The organism is Caulobacter sp. GW821-FHT11E11 (assembly GCF_058808315.1).
In genome coordinates, this window is sequence record NZ_JBXARO010000011.1 from 172556 (window position 1) to 190058 (window position 17503).

Sequence of the window (17503 nt, forward strand, 5' to 3'; positions counted from 1 at the left end):
CCGCTTACGGTTCGGCGACAAGCGATCTAGTGAAGGGTGTGCGGCAGGCGAGGGGGCCTGCCCGACGGAGGTCGCGTGGATCTGAAACCCACCGAACGATGGATGGCCATCGCGGGCGTGGCGGTGTTGTCGGCCATTGCCGTCGCGGGATTCGCGATCGCGATCTATGCCGCCTGGCTGTTCCACGACATGCCCGACGCCGGTGAGCTGCAGGACTATCGTCCGCCGACGGCTACACGCGTCTATGCGTGGGACGGCACCCTGATCGGCGAGTACTCCAAAGAGCGCCGGATCTTCATTCCCTACGACCAGATCCCGCCGCAGCTGGCCCAGGCCTTCCTGGCGGCCGAGGATCGCAACTTCTTCCAGCACGGGGGCGTCGATGTCGGCGGCCTGTCGCGCGCCATGCTCAAGAACGTCGGCAACGCCATGCGCGGCCGGCGCCTGGAAGGCGGCTCGACGATCACCCAACAGGTCGCCAAGAACGTCCTCCTGACCAGCGACGCCACGGTCGGCCGCAAGTTCAAGGAAGCGATCCTGGCCCACCGCCTGGAGCAGTCGCTGACCAAGCAGCAGATCCTCGAGCTGTATCTGAACGAAATCTGGCTGGGCTATCGCTCGTTCGGCGTCGGCGCGGCGGCCTACAACTATTTCGGCAAGTCGCTGCCGGACCTGACCCTGGCCCAGTGCGCCTACCTGGCCTCGCTGCCTAAGGGGCCGGACAACTACCACCCGATCCGCAACAAGGCCAAAGCCCTGATCCGCCGCAACTGGGTGCTTGGCCAGATGGCCGAGCAGGGCTGGGTCTCGAAGGAAGACGCCGCCAAGGCCATGGCCGAGGACCTGGTCGTCCAGACCGCGCCCCGGCGCGCCGCCTATCGCGACGCTGATTACTTCGTCGAGGAAGTGCGCCAGCGCGGCATGGCGACCCTCGGCCCCCGCCTGAACGAAGGCGGCTACTACATGCGCACGACCCTGGATCCGCGCCTGCAGACGGCCGCCCGGGTCGCGCTGATGGACGGCCTGGAGAAGTACGACCGCCGCCACGGCTGGCGCGGCGCCTGGGGTCACGTCGAGTCGACGGACCTGGCCTGGGAAAAGACCGCCCTGGCCAAGCCGATCCCTTCCGAGCGCCGCGACTGGCGTCCGGCCCTGGTCGTCTCCAACGACGGGCGCGTGCGCCTGGTCAAGAAGGAGGGCGAGGGCCAGATCGTCGGCGAGGACGTTGCCTGGGCCAAGAATGGCAAGGGCTTGAAGGCCGGTGACCTGGTGTTCGTCGAGAAGACCGACGCCGGCGGCTATCGCCTGCGCCAGGTTCCCGCCGTCAACGGCGCCATGGTGGCGCTGGAGCCCTATACTGGCCGGATCGTCGCCCTGGTGGGCGGCTATTCCTACTCGCTGTCGAACTTCAACCGCGCCACCCAGGCGATGCGCCAGCCCGGCTCGTCGTTCAAGCCGTTCGTCTACGCCACGGCCCTGGAGAACAACTACACGCCCGCCAGCGTCATCGTCGACAGCGCCATCACCTTCAAGGGCGCGAACGGCGAGGACTGGAGCCCGGAGAACTACCACAAGGAGTTCTACGGGGCGCAGCCGCTGCGCAAGGGCCTGGAGCAGTCGATCAACGCCATGACTGTGCGCCTGGCTCAGGGCGTGGGCATGAAGAAGGTCGTCGACATGGCCAAGCGCGCCGGCGTGGTGCGCGACATGGACCCGGTGCTGGCCATGGCCCTGGGGGCCGGCGAAACTACGCCGTTCAAGCTGACCGCGGCCTATGCCGCCTTCGTCAACGGCGGCCGCCGCATCGACCCGCACCTGATCGAACTGGTCCAGGACCGTGAGGGCAAGGTTATCTTCCGCGCCGACAAGCGCGACTGCGAGCGCTGCGAGGCTGGCTTCAACGGCGATGAGAGCCCGCGCTTCGCCGCGCCGGGCGACCAGATCATGGACCCGGTCACGGCCTACCAGATCACCTCGATGCTGCAGGGCGTGGTCCAGCGCGGCACCGCCGCCGCCGTCAGTTCGTTGGGCCGTCCGCTGGCAGGCAAGACCGGCACGACCAACGAATACCGCAGCGCCTGGTTCGTCGGCTTCTCGCCCAACCTGGTGGTCGGCGTCTTCGTCGGCTTCGACGACAACCGCTCGCTGGGCGAGGGCGAGACCGGCGCCACCGACGCCGTGCCGGTGTTCACCGACTTCATGAAGGTGGCGCTGGACGGCCAGCCGATCGTCGACTTCAAGCCGCCGAAGACGGCCAAGTTCGCCATGGTGCGCGGCGTTCGCGAGGCCTTCCGCCCCGGCACCGAGCCGCGGGTCGAGGTCGTCCCGACCGGGCCGATCCCGTACGAGCAGCTGTCGCCGGGGCTGCCGCAGCCGGTTCAACCGCCGCCCCAGCCGGGCAAGCCGCCGCCGCCAAAAGCGGATCCGCTTAGCGGATTGTACTGACGTCATTGCGCGGGAGAGCGACGCGCGCTAGAGCCCGCTGCAGCGGGCTCTAGCTTCAAGAGTTTAGAGCGCGCCCGAGCGGGTTAACCGCGCACACTTAACCCTGGCGCGCTCTATCTCCCGCGCCCTTCAACACTGTCACGGAGTTACGTGATGCGACCGGATGTCGAGGCCGCCGCGGCCGACATCGAGCAGTCCGTGGGACTGCTCAGGAGGCGTCTTTGACTGGGATGTCTCCCTCCGAAAGCTCGATGAGCTGAACGCCCGGGTCGAAGACCCGACCCTCTGGGACCGCCCGTCGGAAGCCCAAGCCGTCTCGCGCGAACGCGCCGCCCTGGCCGCCAAGGTCGAGGCCGTGCAGTCGATCGAGCGCGACGTCAAAGACGCGCTGGAATATGCCGAGCTGGCCGACATGGAGTCCGACGAGGATTCCCTGAACGACGCCCGCGCCCAGCTGAAGGCCATCCGGGAACGCGCGGGTCGCGCCGAGCTGGAAGCCCTGCTGTCGGGCGAGGCTGACGGCAACGACGCCTATGTCGAAATCAACTCCGGGGCCGGTGGCACCGAGTCGTGCGACTGGGCCGGCATCCTGCTGCGCATGTACACGCGCTGGGCCAACGCCCACGGCATGACGACCGAGCTGATCGAAGAGACCGACGGCGACCAGGCCGGCATCAAGTCCGCGACCCTGCTGGTCAAGGGCCCGAACGCCTATGGCTGGCTGAAGACCGAGGCTGGCGTGCACCGCCTGGTGCGCATCAGCCCGTACGACAGCAGCGCCCGTCGTCACACCTCGTTCGCCTCGGCCTGGGTCTATCCGGTGATCGATGACACCATCGAGATCGAGATCAATCCGTCCGACGTGCGGACCGACACCTACCGCGCCTCCGGCGCCGGCGGTCAGCACATCAACAAGACGGACTCGGCCGTGCGTCTGACGCACATTCCGACCGGCATCGCGGTGGCCTGCCAGGCCGGCCGCTCGCAGCACCAGAACCGCGAGGAAGCCTGGAAGATGCTGCGCGCGCGCCTCTACGAGGCCGAGCTGCAAAAGCGGGAAGCCGCCCAGCAGGCGCTGGAAGACACCAAGACCGACATCGGCTGGGGTCACCAGATCCGCAGCTACGTCCTGCAGCCCTACCAGATGGTCAAGGACCTGCGGACCAACGTCGAGACCTCCGACACCGCCGGGGTGCTGGACGGCGACCTCGACGCCTTCATGGGCGCTTCGCTGGCCCAACGCGTGGGTCATACCCGCGACGGCGGCGAGGCCTAGAGCGCGCCGCTTTCAAGCGCTGAAACGAAAAACGCCCCGGAGCGATCCGGGGCGTTCTTTGTATCGGAAGGTCGGAAAAGCCTTAGCCGGCGGCCGGCTTGGCCAGGGCCAGCTGTTCCGGATGCGGCGCGGGGGCCGGGGCCGGCTGAGCGACCGGGGCCGGGCGCTGGAACTTCAGGCTGCGGCCCTGGAAGAAGGCGCCGGTTTCCATGGCCAGTTGCTCGTGGGTGATGTCGCCATCGACATACGAGGTGCCGTAGAGGCGGACCTGCTTGGAGGTGATCGCGCCGACCACGCGGCCGCGCACTTCCACCACCTCAGCATAGACGCTGCCCTCGACGTGGCCGGTCTCGCCGACAGTCAGGCGGCCGACGCGGACGTCGCCCTTGACCACGCCGTCGATCTGCAGCTCGCCTTCGCCGGTGACGCCGCCTTCGATGGTCAGGTCGGCCGAGAGCAGGGAGGCCACCTTCGGGGGCGAGCGGCGGGCCTGCTCGACCGGAGCGACCGCCATCGGGGTCGGAAGGGGTTCGATACGCGCCGGGGTTTTGCCGGACTTAGCTTGCTTGCTGAACATACTCACCAGCCTTCAAGAAACGATTGGGGTTCTGGGCCTTACCGTTGACCCAGACTTCGTAGTGCAGGTGCGGACCGGTCGAGCGGCCGGTCGAGCCCATGGCCGCGATCCGGGTGCCGATGGTGACGCGCTGGCCGACGCGGACGCCGATGGTGGCCAAGTGGGCGTAGCGAGTCTTGAAGCCGCCGCCGTGGTCGATCTCGACCGTATTGCCGTAGCCCGAGCGCACGCCCGTGAACGAGATGACGCCCGGCGCGGTGGCCATGATCGGAGTGTAGAAGGCGCCCGGGAAGTCCAAGCCCGAATGGAAGGCCGGGCGGCGCGTGAACGGGTCAAAACGGACGCCGTAGCTGGACGACAGGGCCGGATTGCTGGTCGGACGATAGAACGGCAGCTTCTTGCTGGCGGCGCCCAGCGAGCGCATGTCCGACATGTCGTTGGCCGCGTGCTGGATGCGGCTGGCGAAGTCCTCGTCGACGTCCAGGACGGCGGCCAGGGCGCGCGGATCCTTGGCCTCGATCAGCGGGCCACCCAGTGATACGCCGCGACCGGTGAAGTTGGAGGCGTCCAGGCCGGCCATGCGCATGGCCAGGCGCAGGCGCTCGGCGCGGCTCTTGGCGAAGCCTTCGGCGGCGTCGATCAGGCGTTCCTGATCCATCCGCGTGGCCTGGATGCGTTGCACGGGGCTGGCGGCCAGCAGGCGCGGCTTGGCGACCTTGAGGGCGTCGGCGGCGCCGGGCACGCCCTTGAAATCGGAAACCAGCAGGGCGAGGGCGGCGTGGCGCTTCTCGACCGAGGTGGCCAGGTCGTCCAGATTGCCGTTGGTGGCCGACAGCTGGGCCACGGCGCTGTTCAGGCGGGCCTGGCGATCGGCGTTCAGGCGCTCGTAATAGGCCTTCTGCTTGATCACCTGCTGGTCGGTCGAGCTGACGGCCAGGGCGTTGACCGCCATGGCCGCGGTGCAGACGCCCATCCACAGCGCGGTCACCGCGACAGCGGTCGCGCCCAGCAGCTGCTTGTTGGTGGAAAAGACATAGCCGCGCATCTCGCCGCCGGAGCGGATGTAGATATGCCGTTCGGGGAATAGGGCTTCGAGAGAGTGCCGCAGTCGCTTAAAGCGCTTGATCGCCATCGCCCAAGAAACCCCCCGTTTCAGGTCTGGGCGATATGCTACGAGAAAGCGGGAACGTGCAAGACTCTTCGCGCCCCAAGTGAGCGCGAGTCGCAAAATATAACATTGCGCCTCGATCCTTAACGTTTCCTGACCGCGAAAGTCACCCGTTAAGGCTGCGCTTGCGTGGAAAGGTCACAGGTTGAGGCGCGGATACAACACTTCTGCGACGAAGCGGTTCCCCAAAGAGGCGAAAAGAGCCATGCGAAATTTTACTTGATGGCTTTGGCGGCGTTCATCACAGCCTTGATGTGGCCGGGCACCTTCACCTTGCGCCAGACCTCGCGGACGACGCCCTCGCGGTCGATCAGGAAGGTCGAGCGGTCGATGCCCATGTACTTGCGTCCGTACATGCTCTTCTCGACCCAGGCGCCGTAGGCCTCGACGATGTCGCCCAGCGGGTCGGCGGCCAGCTCGATGGTCAGGTCGTGCTTCTTGCGGAACTTGGCGTGCGAGGCGGCGCTGTCCTTAGACACGCCGACGATCACCGCGCCCAGCTTCTGGAATTCCTCGACTTCCGACGAGAACTGCAGCGCCTCGGAGGTGCAGCCGGCGGTGTCGTCCTTGGGGTAGAAGTACAGGACGACGTTCTTGCCCTTCAGGCCCGACAGGCTGACGCGGCCGGTGTCGGTCGGCAGGTCGAAATCAGGGGCCTTGTCGCCGGGCTGCAGCATCGAACGCGTCTCCAGAAGGGGGAACCCCCGACCCTTGGCTACGCCAGGGCCGGGAGCACAATCAACCCATAACTAAACAGGCTTCACCAAGACGATCTTCTTCTTGCCGGCGGCCAGCTTGACGACGCCTTCTACGAGGTCGGCCGAGCTGATCACGCGGTCGGCGCTGGCCTCGGCCTTGTCGTTGACCTTCAGGCCGCCGCCCTGGGCCAGGCGACGGGCCTCGCCGCGCGAAGCAGCCAGGCCGGCGTCGGCGAACAAGGCTGCCAGCACGATGCCGGCTTCCAGGTCCGCGGCGGGCACCTCGAAGGTCGGCAGGTCGACCGAAAGGGCGCCTTGCTCGAAGGCCTTCTCGGCGGCGTCGCGGGCCTTGCGGGCCTCTTCGTCGCCGTGGGCCATGCGCGTGGCTTCGTCCGCCAGCACCTTCTTGGCGTCGTTGATCTGGGCGCCTTCGAGGGCTTCCAGCTTGGCGATCTCGTCCAACGGCAGGTCAGTGAACAGGCGCAGGAACCGGCCGACATCGGCGTCCTCGGCATTGCGCCAGAACTGCCAGTAGTCGTACGGGCTCAACTGCTCGGCGTTCAGCCACACCGCGCCCGACATGGTCTTGCCCATCTTGGCGCCGGAAGCCGTAGCCAGCAGCGGCGTCGTCAGGCCGAAGGCGGCCTTCTGGTCGACGCGGCGGGTCAGCTCCACCCCGTTCAAGATGTTGCCCCACTGGTCCGAGCCGCCCATCTGCAGAACGCAATTGTACTTGCGGTTCAGCTCCAGGAAGTCGGTGGCCTGCATCAGCATGTAGTTGAATTCGAGGAAGGTCATCGGCTGCTCGCGCTCGAGCCGCAGCTTGACCGAGTCGAAGGCCAGCATCCGGTTGACCGTGAAGTGCACGCCGTAGTCGCGCAGGAACTGGACGTAACCGAACTTCGAGAGCCACTCGTCGTTGTCGACCATGACAGCGTCGGTCGGACCATCGCCGAAGGTCAGGAAGCGGGCGAAGACCTGCTTGATGCCGGCGATGTTGGCGGCGATGTCGGCGTCGGACAGCAGCTTGCGGCTCTCGTCCTTGCCGGTCGGGTCGCCGACCTTGGTCGTGCCGCCGCCCATCAGGACGATCGGCTTGTGGCCGGCCTGCTGCAGACGGCGCAGCATCATGATCTGGATCAGGCTGCCGACGTGCAGCGACGGCGCGGTGGCGTCGAAGCCGATGTAGGCCGTGACGATCCCGCCGGCGGCCGCGGCGTCCAGTTCATCCGGGTGAGTGATCTGGTGGATGTAGCCGCGCGCCTCCAGGGTTCGCAGGAACTCCGACTTGAAGGCAGGCGCGGCGGACATGGTTCGACTCTCTGAATTTGACGACGCGCCGTCTAGCACGGCGAGGTCTGATTGTGAGGGTTTCATTTCGGACTCCGGGATAAGCCGGAGCGCATGATCGACTTGGAATAGAGCGACCCCGGCGAGGCGGGGTGGCGACGTGGCTGATCGTCCTCCCGCTATGGCAGCGGGCGGTAATAGGGACGAGCTTGGACGCGGGCGTCGATCATGGGGCCTAGCTACCCGTTCGCGACCGTGGCAGTCAACGGCGCATGCGTATCCTTGGATTCATGACCGGCACCTCGCTCGACGCGGTCGACATGGCGGTGCTGGAAACCGACGGCCACGAGATCCAGGCCTTTGGCCCGGCGGGCGAACGTAAACTGCGCGAAGAGACCCGCGACCTGCTCTTGGTGGCGACCGAGGTCGCCCGCGGCTGGCCGCGCGACAAGGCCGAGCCTGAGATCTTCGCCGAAGCGGCTCGCGCCGTGGCCGACGAGCATTTCCATGCCGCCGAGAGCTTCCTGGCCGAGCACGGTCTGCACTGGAGCGACTTCGATCTCCTGGGCGTGCACGGCCAGACGGTGCTGCACGAGCGCCCGACGCCGGACCGGATCGGCCGGACCGTGCAACTGCTGGACGCCGAGCGCCTGGCCAAGGCCACGGGGCGGCCGGTGGCCTTCGACTTCCGCACCGACGACGTGGCGGCCGGCGGGCAGGGGGCGCCGCTGGCCCCGATCTATCACGCCGCCCGCGCCCGCGCCTCGGGCCTGGCCGCGCCGGTGGCGGCGCTGAACATCGGCGGGGTGGCCAACATCACCCTGATTGGTGAGGACGACCTGCTGGCTTTCGACACCGGTCCCGGCAATGGCATGATCGACCTGATGCTGCAGGAACGGGGCCTGGGCCGCTTCGACGAGAACGGCCGACTGGCCGCGTCGGGCCGCGTCGACCAGGGCATCCTCGACGCCTTCCTGGCCAGTTCGTACTTCGCCGGCCCAGCGCCCAAGTCGCTGGACCGCTACGACTTCCCGCTGGACCTGGTCGAGCCGCTGTCGGCCGAAGACGCCGCCGCCACCCTGGTGGCTTTCACCGCCGAGGCGGTGATCAAGGCCTTCGACCACGGCGCGCGGCCCAGCGCTCTGATCGTCTGCGGCGGCGGGCGGCACAACCCGCAGATCATGAAGGTCCTGACCGAACGCGCCCCGGTGCCGGTCAAGACCGCCGAGGACTACGGCTGGCGCGGCGACGCCATCGAGGCCGAGGCCTTCGCCTATCTCGCGGCGCGCACGGCCAAGGGCCTGCCGATCAGCTTCCCGGGCACGACGGGGGTTAAGGCGCCGATGACGGGCGGGCGGATCGTCCAGCCCTAGTGCAGCTTCAGCCGCCCCGACACCCGCTGCTGTAGCAGTCGCGCCAGGGCCAAGGTCACCGTGCGCCCGATGCCCAGGATCGCCCGGTGGTGGTCCAGGTGGAGAGACATGTAGGCCCACTTGGCGATCAGGCCCTCGACGAAGAAGTTGGGACCGCCCAGCCCGCCCATCAGCGCGCCGACGCCCTTGTCGTTACCCAGCGACACAAGCGAGCCGAAGTCGCGATAGACGAACGGCGTCGTGACCCGGCCCTGGTGCAGGCGGGCGATCAGGGCGCGTTCCAGATAGCTGGCCTGCTGGTGCGCCGCCTGGGCGCGGGCGGGGATGGTCTTGCCGTCCTTCCAGGGCGCGGCGGCGCAGTCGCCCAGGGCCCAGACATCGGGCGCCGAGGTCTCCAGGTGGTCATTGACCAAGAATTGGTTGCCGCGATTGGTCTCCAGTCCGTAGGCCGTATTGCCATCGGCCGCCTTGATGCCGGCGGCCCAGACGATCAGGTCGGCGGGCACGTCGCCCTGGCTGGTCTCCAGCCGGTCGGCATGAACGGCCAGGACCTTGGCGTCGGTCTTAACGGCCACGCCCTTGCGTTCGAGCGCCAGGGTGGCCTTGTCGGCGATCTTCGGCGGCAGGCCGCCCAGGATGCGCGGCGCGGCCTCGACCACGGTGATGTCCAGGCGGAAGCGCTGCTCGTCGCCCAGGCTGCCCAGCAGTTCGCGATGCGCCTCGATCAGCTCGGCCGATAGCTCGACGCCCGTGGCGCCGCCGCCGACGATGGCGACGCGCATGATCTTCTCGGCCGAGAACGAAGCCTTGGTGAAGGCCGCCAGCAGCCGCGAATGGAAGGCCTCGGCGTCCTCGGTGCGCTCGAGCAGGTGGGCCTTCTCGGCGCCGGGTGTGCCGAAGAGGTTCGAGCCCGAGCCGATCGCCAGCACGCCGTAGGTGAAGCTGATGGCGCGTTCGGGCGCCAGGACCTGGCCGTCGTCGTCGGTGATCGCCTTCAGCGTCAGGCGCTTGGCGGTCGGATCGAAGGTCTCCAGCTCACCGAGCAGGAAGTTGAAGCCGTTCGAGCGGCCCAGGATCGAATACGAGATGCCTTCCTGGTGGACGTCCAGCGTGCCGGCCGCCACCTCGTGCAACGTCGGCTTCCAGATGTGGAAGCTGGACCGGTCGATCAGCAGGACCCGGCGCTTGCCGTGTCGGCCACCCAGCCTACGGCCCAGCCGCGACGCCAGCTCCAGTCCGCCGGCGCCTCCGCCGACGATGACGATGTCGTAGTGCATCACCATCTCCAGTCATATTCATCAATCGATGAAATATATAGGTGCGAGACCGATGTTACGCCAGGGATGGCTTGTCGCACGACGCAACGAAAAAGGCCTCCCCGGAGGGAGGCCTTCGAAAATCGTCTAGATCGGGTTTTCCGCCAGGCGCTTGTCGAGATACTCGCTGACACTCTTCTCGACGCTGGGCAGGTGCTCGGCCCAGAAGTGTGTGGCCTTGTCGATGACCTCGTAGTCGATCGTGATGCCCTTCTGGGTCCGCAGCTTGGTGACCACGCGCTCCACCTCGACCGGCGGGGTGATGGTGTCGGCCGAGCCCGTCAGGAACAGGCCCGAGGCCGGGCAGGGGGCCAGGAAGCTGAAGTCGTACATGTTGGTCGGCGGCGACACCGAGATGAAGCCGTCCGTCTCGGGGCGACGCATCAGCAGTTGCATGCCGATATAGGCGCCGAAGTCGAAGCCGGCGACCCAGGTCTGGCTGGCGGCCGGGTTGCTGGTCTGCAGCCAGTCGAGGGCCGTGGCCGCGTCGGCCAGCTCGCCGATGCCGGCGTCGAACTCGCCCTGGCTGCGGCCCACGCCGCGGAAGTTGAAGCGCAGGGTCGCGAAACCGCGCTTCATGAACAGGTGATACAGCTGCACCGACACCGGGTGGTTCATGTGACCGCCGGCCTTCGGGTGCGGATGCAGGATCAGCGCGATTGGCGCTGTCTCGGTCTTGCCCGGAGAATAGCGACCTTCGATCCGCCCGGACGCGCCGGTCAAAATCACATCAGGCATGTCGTTCCCTTGAGCTCGTCAGCGGCCTGTCTCCCGACGATTGGCTCGTCGGAATACTTGACTACTGCGCTTGGTCTTCCTAGATCGCAACCAGTTCGCGGGCTGGAGGGCCCGCGCGCGAAGTCGCGGCTTGTAGCACACGCAAAAGCCGATGCGCGCGGAATCTGCAAGGGGTAAGGCGATGCGCCTGAGCACCAAAGGTCGATACGCGGTCATGGCGATGACCGACCTGGCCAAGCGCCAGGACGAAAGCGAGGGCCGCGCCGTGGCCCTGGCCGAGATCGCTTCGCGCCAACAGATTTCGCTCTCTTACCTGGAGCAGCTGTTCGCGCGCCTGCGCCGCAAGGGCCTGGTGATCAGCGCCCGCGGCCCCGGCGGCGGCTATCGCCTGGCCAAGGCTTCGCACGAGACCTTCATCTCCGACATCGTGCTGGCGGTCGACGAGCCGCTGCGCGCCACCCGCTGCAACTTCACCAAGGGCCAGGCCAAGGGCTGCATGGCCGGCGGCGAGCGCTGCATGACCCACGGCCTGTGGGAAGAGATGGGCCGCCAGATCCATGGCTACCTGGCCAGCGTTTCTGTGGCCGACGTCCTGAAGGGCGAACTGCGTCCCGCCCGCGCGCTGGAGATGGCGGCCGAGTGAGCATCACCCGCACATCGGTCTATCTCGACTACAACGCCACGGCCCCCCTGCGGCCGGAGGCGAAGGAAGCGCTGCTGCGCGCCTTGGAGAGCCCGGCCAATCCCTCGTCGGTCCACGCCGCCGGCCGCGCCGCGCGTGACGTGGTCGAGCGGGCTCGCGCCGAGGTCGGCGCCCTGGTCGGCGTGCCGGCCGGTTCGGTGACCTTCGTCAGTGGCGGCACCGAAGCCAATGCGCTCGCCATTCAGAGCGCCAAGGTCGACCGCATCATCATTTCCGCTGTCGAGCATGACGCCGTGGTCGAGACGGCCAAGGTTTCGGGCCTGTCGGTCGAAGTCCTGCCGGTCGACGGCCATGGCGTCGCCGACCTAGCCTGGCTGGCCCAAGCGCTCGAAGCGCCCGGCAAGGCTCTGGTCTGCCTGATGCTGGCCAACAACGAGACGGGCGTCATCCAGCCGGTGGCCGAGGCCTCGGCCCTGGTCCGCGCCGCCGATGGCCTGCTGCACGTTGACGCCGTCCAGGCCGCCGGCAAGATCGCCATCGATTTCTCCGCCCTCGGCGCCGACACCCTGGCGCTGTCGGCTCACAAGCTTGGCGGCCCGCAGGGCGTCGGCGCTCTGGTCGCCGGTACCCGCGCCACCGTCACCCGTCGCCAGCACGGCGGCGGTCAGGAGCGCGGCCGCCGGGCCGGCACCGAGAACGTGGCGGGCATCTCAGCTTTCGGCGCGGCCGCCTGCGCGGCGCAGGAAAGCCTTGCGTCGATGGTCGAACTGTCCCATTGGCGCGACGCCTTGGCCGAACGGCTCAAGGCCCAAGGCGCGGTCGTGCTCGGGGAGGGCGCTGATCGCCTACCCCAGACGTTGTGTTTTGCAGGCGAGGGCTTCGGCTCCGAGGTCCAGGTCATGAACATGGACCTGGCCGGGGTCATGGTCAGCGCCGGCAGCGCCTGCTCGTCGGGCAAGGTCAAGGCCAGCCGCGTGGTGGAAGCCATGGGCCGGTCCGACCTGGCTCCGTTCGCCCTGCGTGTCAGCGGCGGCTGGGCCAGCACGGAAGAAGATTGGATCAAGTGCGGCGACGCCTGGCTCGCCGCCTGGAAGCGTATCGGCGCCCGGCGCCGGGAGGTGGCGTAGTGGCCGCGGTCAAAGAGACTGTCGAAACCGTCGCCGCGCTCGAGAAATACGAGCACGGCTTCACCACGGACATCGATCAGGAGTTCGCCCCCAAGGGCCTCTCCGAGGACATCGTGCGCTTCATCTCGGCCAAGAAGGACGAGCCGCAGTGGATGCTGGACTGGCGCCTGGAAGCCTATCGTCGCTGGCTTGAGCTGGAAGAGCCGACCTGGGCGAAGGTGAACTTCCCCAAGATCGACTACCAGGACAGCTATTACTACGCCGCGCCCAAGACCAAGGAGGGGCCGAAGAGCCTCGACGAGGTCGATCCCGACATCCTGGCCGTCTACGCCAAGCTGGGCATCCCGCTGAAGGAGCAGGAGGTCCTGGCCGGCGTCGAAGGCGCCCCGCGTTACGCCGTGGACGCGGTGTTCGACAGCGTCAGCGTTGTCACGACCTTCAAGAAGGAACTGGCCGCCGTCGGCGTCATCTTCTGCTCGATGAGCGAGGCGATCCGCGAGCATCCGGAGCTGGTGCGCCAGTACCTGGGCTCGGTCGTGCCGACCTCGGACAACTACTTCGCCTGCCTCAACAGCGCGGTCTTCTCGGACGGCTCGTTCGTCTACATCCCGCCGGGCGTGCGCTGCCCGATGGAGCTGTCGACCTATTTCCGGATCAACGCCAAGGACAGCGGCCAGTTCGAGCGCACCCTGATCATCGCCGACAAGGGCGCCTATTGTTCGTACCTGGAGGGCTGCACGGCCCCGATGCGTGACGAGAACCAGCTGCACGCGGCCGTGGTCGAGCTCGTCCTGCTGGACGACGCCGAGATCAAATATTCGACGGTGCAGAACTGGTATCCGGGCGATCCCGAGACCGGCAAGGGCGGCATCTACAACTTCGTCACCAAGCGCGCCGACTGCCGTGGCGACCGCTCCAAGGTGTCGTGGACCCAGGTCGAGACCGGCTCGGCCATCACCTGGAAATATCCGTCCTGCGTGCTGCGCGGCGAGGGGAGTTCGGGCGAGTTCTACTCGATCGCCGTGACCAACGGTCACCAGCAGGCCGACACCGGCACCAAGATGATCCACCTGGGCGCCAACACCAAGTCGCGGATCGTCGCCAAGGGCATCAGCGCCGGCAAGTCGACCAGCACCTATCGCGGCCTGGTCTCGGCCCACCCGAAAGCCAAGGGCGCGCGCAACTTCACCCAGTGCGACAGCCTGCTGATCGGCAAGGAGTGCGCGGCCCACACGGTCCCGTACATCGAGGCCCGCAACGGCCAGTCGGTGTTCGAGCACGAGGCCACCACCACCCGCCTGTCGGATGACCAGCTTTTCTATTGCCAGCAGCGCGGCCTTTCCCAGGAAGAGGCCGTGGCCCTGCTGGTCAACGGCTTCGTCAAGGACGTGCTGCAACAGCTGCCGATGGAATTCGCCGTCGAGGCCCAGAAGCTGGTCGCGATCAGCCTGGAGGGCAGCGTGGGATGACCACCGTCACGCTCTACCAGCCGGTCGGCATGGAGGAGCTGCAGGCGATCAAGGCGTCGGACTGGAAGGTCTTTCCGCCGCACGATCCCGAGCAGCCGATCTTCCGTCCGGTCACCGACGAGGCCTTCGCGGCCCAGTTGGCCCGCGACTGGAACGCCGCCCACACCACCTATCGCCGCGGCTATGTCGTGCGGTTCGTGGTCTCGCAGACGTTCATGAACGCCTATGCGAACAAGGCCGCTGGCGTGCGCGGCCACGAGGAATACTGGATCCCGACCGAGGATCTTTCGCTGTTAAACGCGGCCATCCAAGGCCAGATCGCCGTCGCCGGAACCTTCGCGGGCCACGACGCGGAATACAGAAAACTCAACGAGACCCATGCTTAAGATCCAGAACCTTCATGCCCGCGTCGAGGACAAGCCGATCCTGAAGGGCGTCACGCTGGACGTGCCGGCCGGCGAGGTCCACGCGATCATGGGCCCCAACGGCGCCGGCAAGTCGACCCTGTCCTACGTGCTCTCGGGCCGTGGCGGCTACGAGGTCACTGAGGGCTCGGCCAGCCTGAACGGCGACGACCTGCTGGCCCTGGAGCCCAACGAGCGGGCGGCCAAGGGATTGTTCCTGTCGTTCCAGTATCCGCTTGAAATCCCGGGCGTTCCGGCCCTGACCTTCATCCGCACCGCCCTCAACGCCCAGCGCCGCGCGCGCGGCGAGGACGAGATCGCCGCCCCGGCCTTCCTGAAGCTGGCCAAGGAGAAGGCCGCTTCGCTGAAGATCGACTTCGAGATGCTCAAGCGCGGCCTGAACGTCGGCTTCTCGGGCGGCGAGAAGAAGCGGATGGAAATCCTTCAAATGGCGATGCTTTCGCCGAAGTTCCTGATCCTGGACGAGACCGACAGCGGCCTGGACATCGACGCCCTGAAGATCGTCTCGGAAGGCGTCAACGCCCTGCGCGGTCCTGATCGCGGCATGCTGGTCATCACCCACTATCAACGCCTGCTGGACTACATCAAACCCGACAAGGTCCACGTGCTGGCCGCTGGCCGCATCGTCGCCTCGGGCGGCCCGGAACTGGCGCTGCAGCTGGAGGCCGAGGGCTACGACCGCTACGTCGGAGCGGCGGCTTGACCCTTTCGACCGCCCTCAAGACCGGCGATCTGACCGCGCTGCCCTCGCGGCGCGACGAGGACTGGCGCTGGACCGACCTGCGGGGCCTGCTGCGCACCCTGCCGCCGGCCGCGCCGGCCCATGACGGCGAGGTTCCGGCCGGTCCGTTCGCGGGCCTGGCTGACGCCGAGACCGTGTTCGTCAACGGCCGCCGCATCGCCGAGACCCAGGTCGTCTCGGGCGTCGTGGCGCTGCGTTTTGTCGCCCTGACCGACCAGGCCTCGCAAGGCGCCAGCCATGCGCTGGTCGTGAAGCCGGGCGAAAGCCTCGTCCTGCTGGAAAGCCACGAAGGCCGCGCCCAGGGCTATGTCTCCGACGTCGCCCTGGACATCGCCGTGGGCGAGGGCGCTTCGCTGGAACGCATCGTCCTGGTCGAGGACGACGCCGAGGCGATCAACGTCGTCACCGCCGAAGTCGCCCTGGCGCCCGGCGCCAAGTTCGCCCAGACCGTTCTGACCTCGGGCGCGCGTCGCCAGCGGATCGAGACCCGCGTCAGCCATCCCGGCGCCCATGCGGACGCGCGCCTCGACGGCGCCTATCTGCTGGACGGCCAGCGCCACGCCGACCAGACCACTGTCGTGACCCACGCCGGCGTCGATGGCACAACCAGCCAACTCACCAAGGGCATGGTCACCGACCAGGCGCGCGGCGTGTTCCAAGGCCGCATCGTCGTTTCGCCCGGCGCCGACCAGACCGATGCACGGATGGGTCACCACGCCCTGATCCTGTCCGAAAAGGCCGAGATCGACGCCAAGCCGGAACTGCTGATCTTCGCCGATGACGTCTCCTGCGCGCACGGCAACACGATCGGCGCCCTGGACGAGCAGGCGATCTTCTATGCCCGCCAGCGCGGCATCCCGGAAGCCGAGGCCAAGGCCATGCTGACCGTCGCCTTCGTCGGCGAAGTGGTCGAGCGCATCGAGCACGACGGCGCCCGCGCCATCGCCGCCGCCTGGGTCGCCAAGAAGCTGGGGAGTCCCGACTAGATGGCTTTCGACGCCCCCTTCGACATCAATGCGATCCGGGCCCAGTTCCCGATCCTGCAGCGCACGGTGCACGGCAAGCCGCTGATCTATCTGGACAGCGCCGCCAGCGCCCAGAAGCCCGACGCGGTGCTGGACGCCATGACGGGCCTGGCCCGCACCTCGTACGCCAACGTCCATCGCGGCCTGCACACGCTCGCGAACGAAACGACGGAAGCCTATGAAAAGGCGCGCGAAACCGTCGCCAAGTTCATCAACGCCCAGCCGACCGAAGTCGTCTGGACCAAGAGCGCCACGGAAGCGGTGAACCTGGTCGCCAGCTCGTTCGGCCTTGGCCTGAACGCCGGCGACGAGATCGTGATCTCCGAGATGGAGCACCACGCCAACATCGTGCCGTGGCACTTCCTGCGCGAGCGCAAGGGCGTCGTGCTGAAGTTCATCCCGGTGCTGGATGACGGCCGTCTGGACATGGAGGCCTTCAAGGGCCTGCTGTCGGACAAGACCAAGATGGTCGCCGTCACCCACATGTCTAATGTGCTGGGCACGGTCAACGACGTCGCCGAGATCGTCCGCCTGGCCCATGCGGCCGGCGCGCCGGTGCTGCTGGACGGCTGCCAGGCCATCGTGCACGCGAAGGTCGACGTCAAAGCCCTGGACGTCGATTTCTATGTCTTCTCCGGCCACAAGCTGTACGGCCCGACCGGTATCGGCGTGCTCTACGGCAAGGCTGAGCGCCTGGCTGCGCTGCCCCCCTATCAGGGCGGCGGCGAGATGATCGGCTCGGTCTCGATGGACAAGATCACCTACGCCGACCCGCCGCATCGCTTCGAGGCCGGCACCCCGGCGATCCTGGAGGCCGTCGGCCTGGGCGCGGCGATCGAGTGGCTGAATGGCCTGGATCGCGACGCGATCTTCGCCCACGAGCACGCCCTGTACGAACGCGTCGCCGAGCAGCTGCGCGGCGTCAACGGCGTGCGGATCCTGGGCGAAGCGCCCGGCAAGGGCGCGGTGCTGTCGTTCACGGTCGAGGGCGCGCACGCCCACGACATCGCCCAGGTGCTGGACCGTTACGGCGTCGCCGTGCGCGCCGGCACCCATTGCGCCGAGCCCTTGATGCGCCGATTTGGCGTCACATCGAGCGCGCGCGCTTCGTTCGCCCTATATAACACCGAGGCAGAGGCCGACGCGTTCGTGGACGCGCTGGCCAAGGCCCGCAGTTTCTTCAGTTGAGCC

General features: G+C 67.5%; 17 protein-coding genes. 10 read left to right on the forward strand and 7 right to left on the reverse strand.

Annotation, left to right across the window (positions count from 1 at the left end):
• The first annotated feature begins 75 nt into the window (after nt 1-75).
• Together AC1RR5_RS24390 and prfB are read left to right on the forward strand one after the other, a co-directional pair.
• The gene (locus AC1RR5_RS24390; RefSeq protein ID WP_492925914.1) at nt 76-2445 is read left to right on the forward strand and encodes a penicillin-binding protein 1A; all 2370 of its coding nucleotides are present in this window, start codon (nt 76-78) and stop codon (nt 2443-2445) included.
• A gap of 153 nt (nt 2446-2598) precedes the next feature.
• Nucleotides 2599-3721, forward strand: a protein-coding gene (gene prfB, locus AC1RR5_RS24395) for a peptide chain release factor 2 (RefSeq protein ID WP_492925916.1) whose coding sequence is annotated in 2 segments (ribosomal slippage) — nt 2599-2667 and nt 2669-3721 — 1122 coding nt in all. Because the reading frame shifts where the segments join, the coding sequence is not laid out codon by codon here.
• Nucleotides 3722-3803: 82 nt separating this feature from the next.
• Here the strand turns inward: prfB and AC1RR5_RS24400 are convergent.
• From AC1RR5_RS24400 to AC1RR5_RS24420, 5 genes are all read right to left on the reverse strand, one after another.
• On the reverse strand, nt 3804-4298 hold the full coding sequence (locus AC1RR5_RS24400; protein ID WP_492925918.1) for a bactofilin family protein: 495 nt from the start codon (nt 4296-4298) through the stop codon (nt 3804-3806).
• On the reverse strand, nt 4279-5430 hold the full coding sequence (locus AC1RR5_RS24405) for a M23 family metallopeptidase (RefSeq protein WP_492925920.1): 1152 nt from the start codon (nt 5428-5430) through the stop codon (nt 4279-4281). The genes AC1RR5_RS24400 and AC1RR5_RS24405 overlap by 20 nt, the downstream gene beginning before the upstream one ends.
• A 251-nt stretch (nt 5431-5681) precedes the next feature.
• Nucleotides 5682-6143, reverse strand: a complete 462-nt coding sequence (locus AC1RR5_RS24410) for a peroxiredoxin (RefSeq protein WP_492925922.1) — start codon at nt 6141-6143, stop codon at nt 5682-5684.
• A 72-nt stretch (nt 6144-6215) separates the two neighbouring features.
• Nucleotides 6216-7541, reverse strand: a complete 1326-nt coding sequence (tyrS, locus tag AC1RR5_RS24415) for a tyrosine--tRNA ligase (RefSeq protein ID WP_492925924.1) — start codon at nt 7539-7541, stop codon at nt 6216-6218.
• 92 nt (nt 7542-7633) lie between these two features.
• Nucleotides 7634-7684, reverse strand: coding sequence for a hypothetical protein (locus AC1RR5_RS24420; protein ID WP_454718669.1), 51 nt, complete (start codon nt 7682-7684; stop codon nt 7634-7636).
• 42 nt (nt 7685-7726) lie between these two features.
• Here AC1RR5_RS24420 and AC1RR5_RS24425 point away from each other — a divergent pair, with 42 nt between their 5' ends.
• A complete protein-coding gene (locus AC1RR5_RS24425) occupies nt 7727-8827 on the forward strand; it encodes an anhydro-N-acetylmuramic acid kinase (protein ID WP_492925926.1) in 1101 nt (366 codons plus the stop codon).
• Here AC1RR5_RS24425 and AC1RR5_RS24430 read toward each other — a convergent pair.
• Entirely contained in the window at nt 8824-10104 is a 1281-nt protein-coding gene (locus AC1RR5_RS24430; RefSeq protein ID WP_492925928.1) for an NAD(P)/FAD-dependent oxidoreductase, read from the reverse strand. The two genes, AC1RR5_RS24425 and AC1RR5_RS24430, sit on opposite strands and share 4 nt — an antisense overlap.
• Before the next feature lie 126 nt (nt 10105-10230).
• The gene (locus tag AC1RR5_RS24435) at nt 10231-10881 is read right to left on the reverse strand and encodes an alpha/beta hydrolase (protein ID WP_492925930.1); all 651 of its coding nucleotides are present in this window, start codon (nt 10879-10881) and stop codon (nt 10231-10233) included.
• A 181-nt stretch (nt 10882-11062) separates the two neighbouring features.
• Between AC1RR5_RS24435 and AC1RR5_RS24440 the strand changes: the two genes are divergently transcribed.
• Genes AC1RR5_RS24440 through AC1RR5_RS24470 form a run of 7 tightly spaced genes read left to right on the forward strand, consistent with a single transcriptional unit; the run spans nt 11063 to nt 17500 of the window.
• Entirely contained in the window at nt 11063-11524 is a 462-nt protein-coding gene (locus AC1RR5_RS24440) for an Rrf2 family transcriptional regulator (protein ID WP_492925932.1), read from the forward strand.
• Nucleotides 11521-12651, forward strand: coding sequence for a cysteine desulfurase family protein (locus AC1RR5_RS24445; RefSeq protein ID WP_492925934.1), 1131 nt, complete (start codon nt 11521-11523; stop codon nt 12649-12651). Before AC1RR5_RS24440 ends, AC1RR5_RS24445 begins: the two co-directional genes overlap by 4 nt.
• The gene (gene sufB / locus AC1RR5_RS24450; RefSeq protein WP_492925936.1) at nt 12651-14120 is read left to right on the forward strand and encodes a Fe-S cluster assembly protein SufB; all 1470 of its coding nucleotides are present in this window, start codon (nt 12651-12653) and stop codon (nt 14118-14120) included. The genes AC1RR5_RS24445 and sufB overlap by 1 nt, the downstream gene beginning before the upstream one ends.
• On the forward strand, nt 14117-14506 hold the full coding sequence (locus AC1RR5_RS24455) for a hypothetical protein (RefSeq protein ID WP_492925938.1): 390 nt from the start codon (nt 14117-14119) through the stop codon (nt 14504-14506). Before sufB ends, AC1RR5_RS24455 begins: the two co-directional genes overlap by 4 nt.
• Nucleotides 14499-15248 carry a Fe-S cluster assembly ATPase SufC gene (gene sufC, locus AC1RR5_RS24460; RefSeq protein WP_492081742.1) on the forward strand — a complete coding sequence of 250 codons (750 nt, stop codon included), beginning with the start codon at nt 14499-14501 and terminating at the stop codon, nt 15246-15248. Before AC1RR5_RS24455 ends, sufC begins: the two co-directional genes overlap by 8 nt.
• The gene (sufD, locus tag AC1RR5_RS24465) at nt 15245-16273 is read left to right on the forward strand and encodes a Fe-S cluster assembly protein SufD (protein ID WP_492925940.1); all 1029 of its coding nucleotides are present in this window, start codon (nt 15245-15247) and stop codon (nt 16271-16273) included. Before sufC ends, sufD begins: the two co-directional genes overlap by 4 nt.
• Entirely contained in the window at nt 16274-17500 is a 1227-nt protein-coding gene (locus tag AC1RR5_RS24470; RefSeq protein WP_492925942.1) for an aminotransferase class V-fold PLP-dependent enzyme, read from the forward strand. It begins immediately after the preceding gene.
• Nucleotides 17501-17503: the final 3 nt, after the last annotated feature.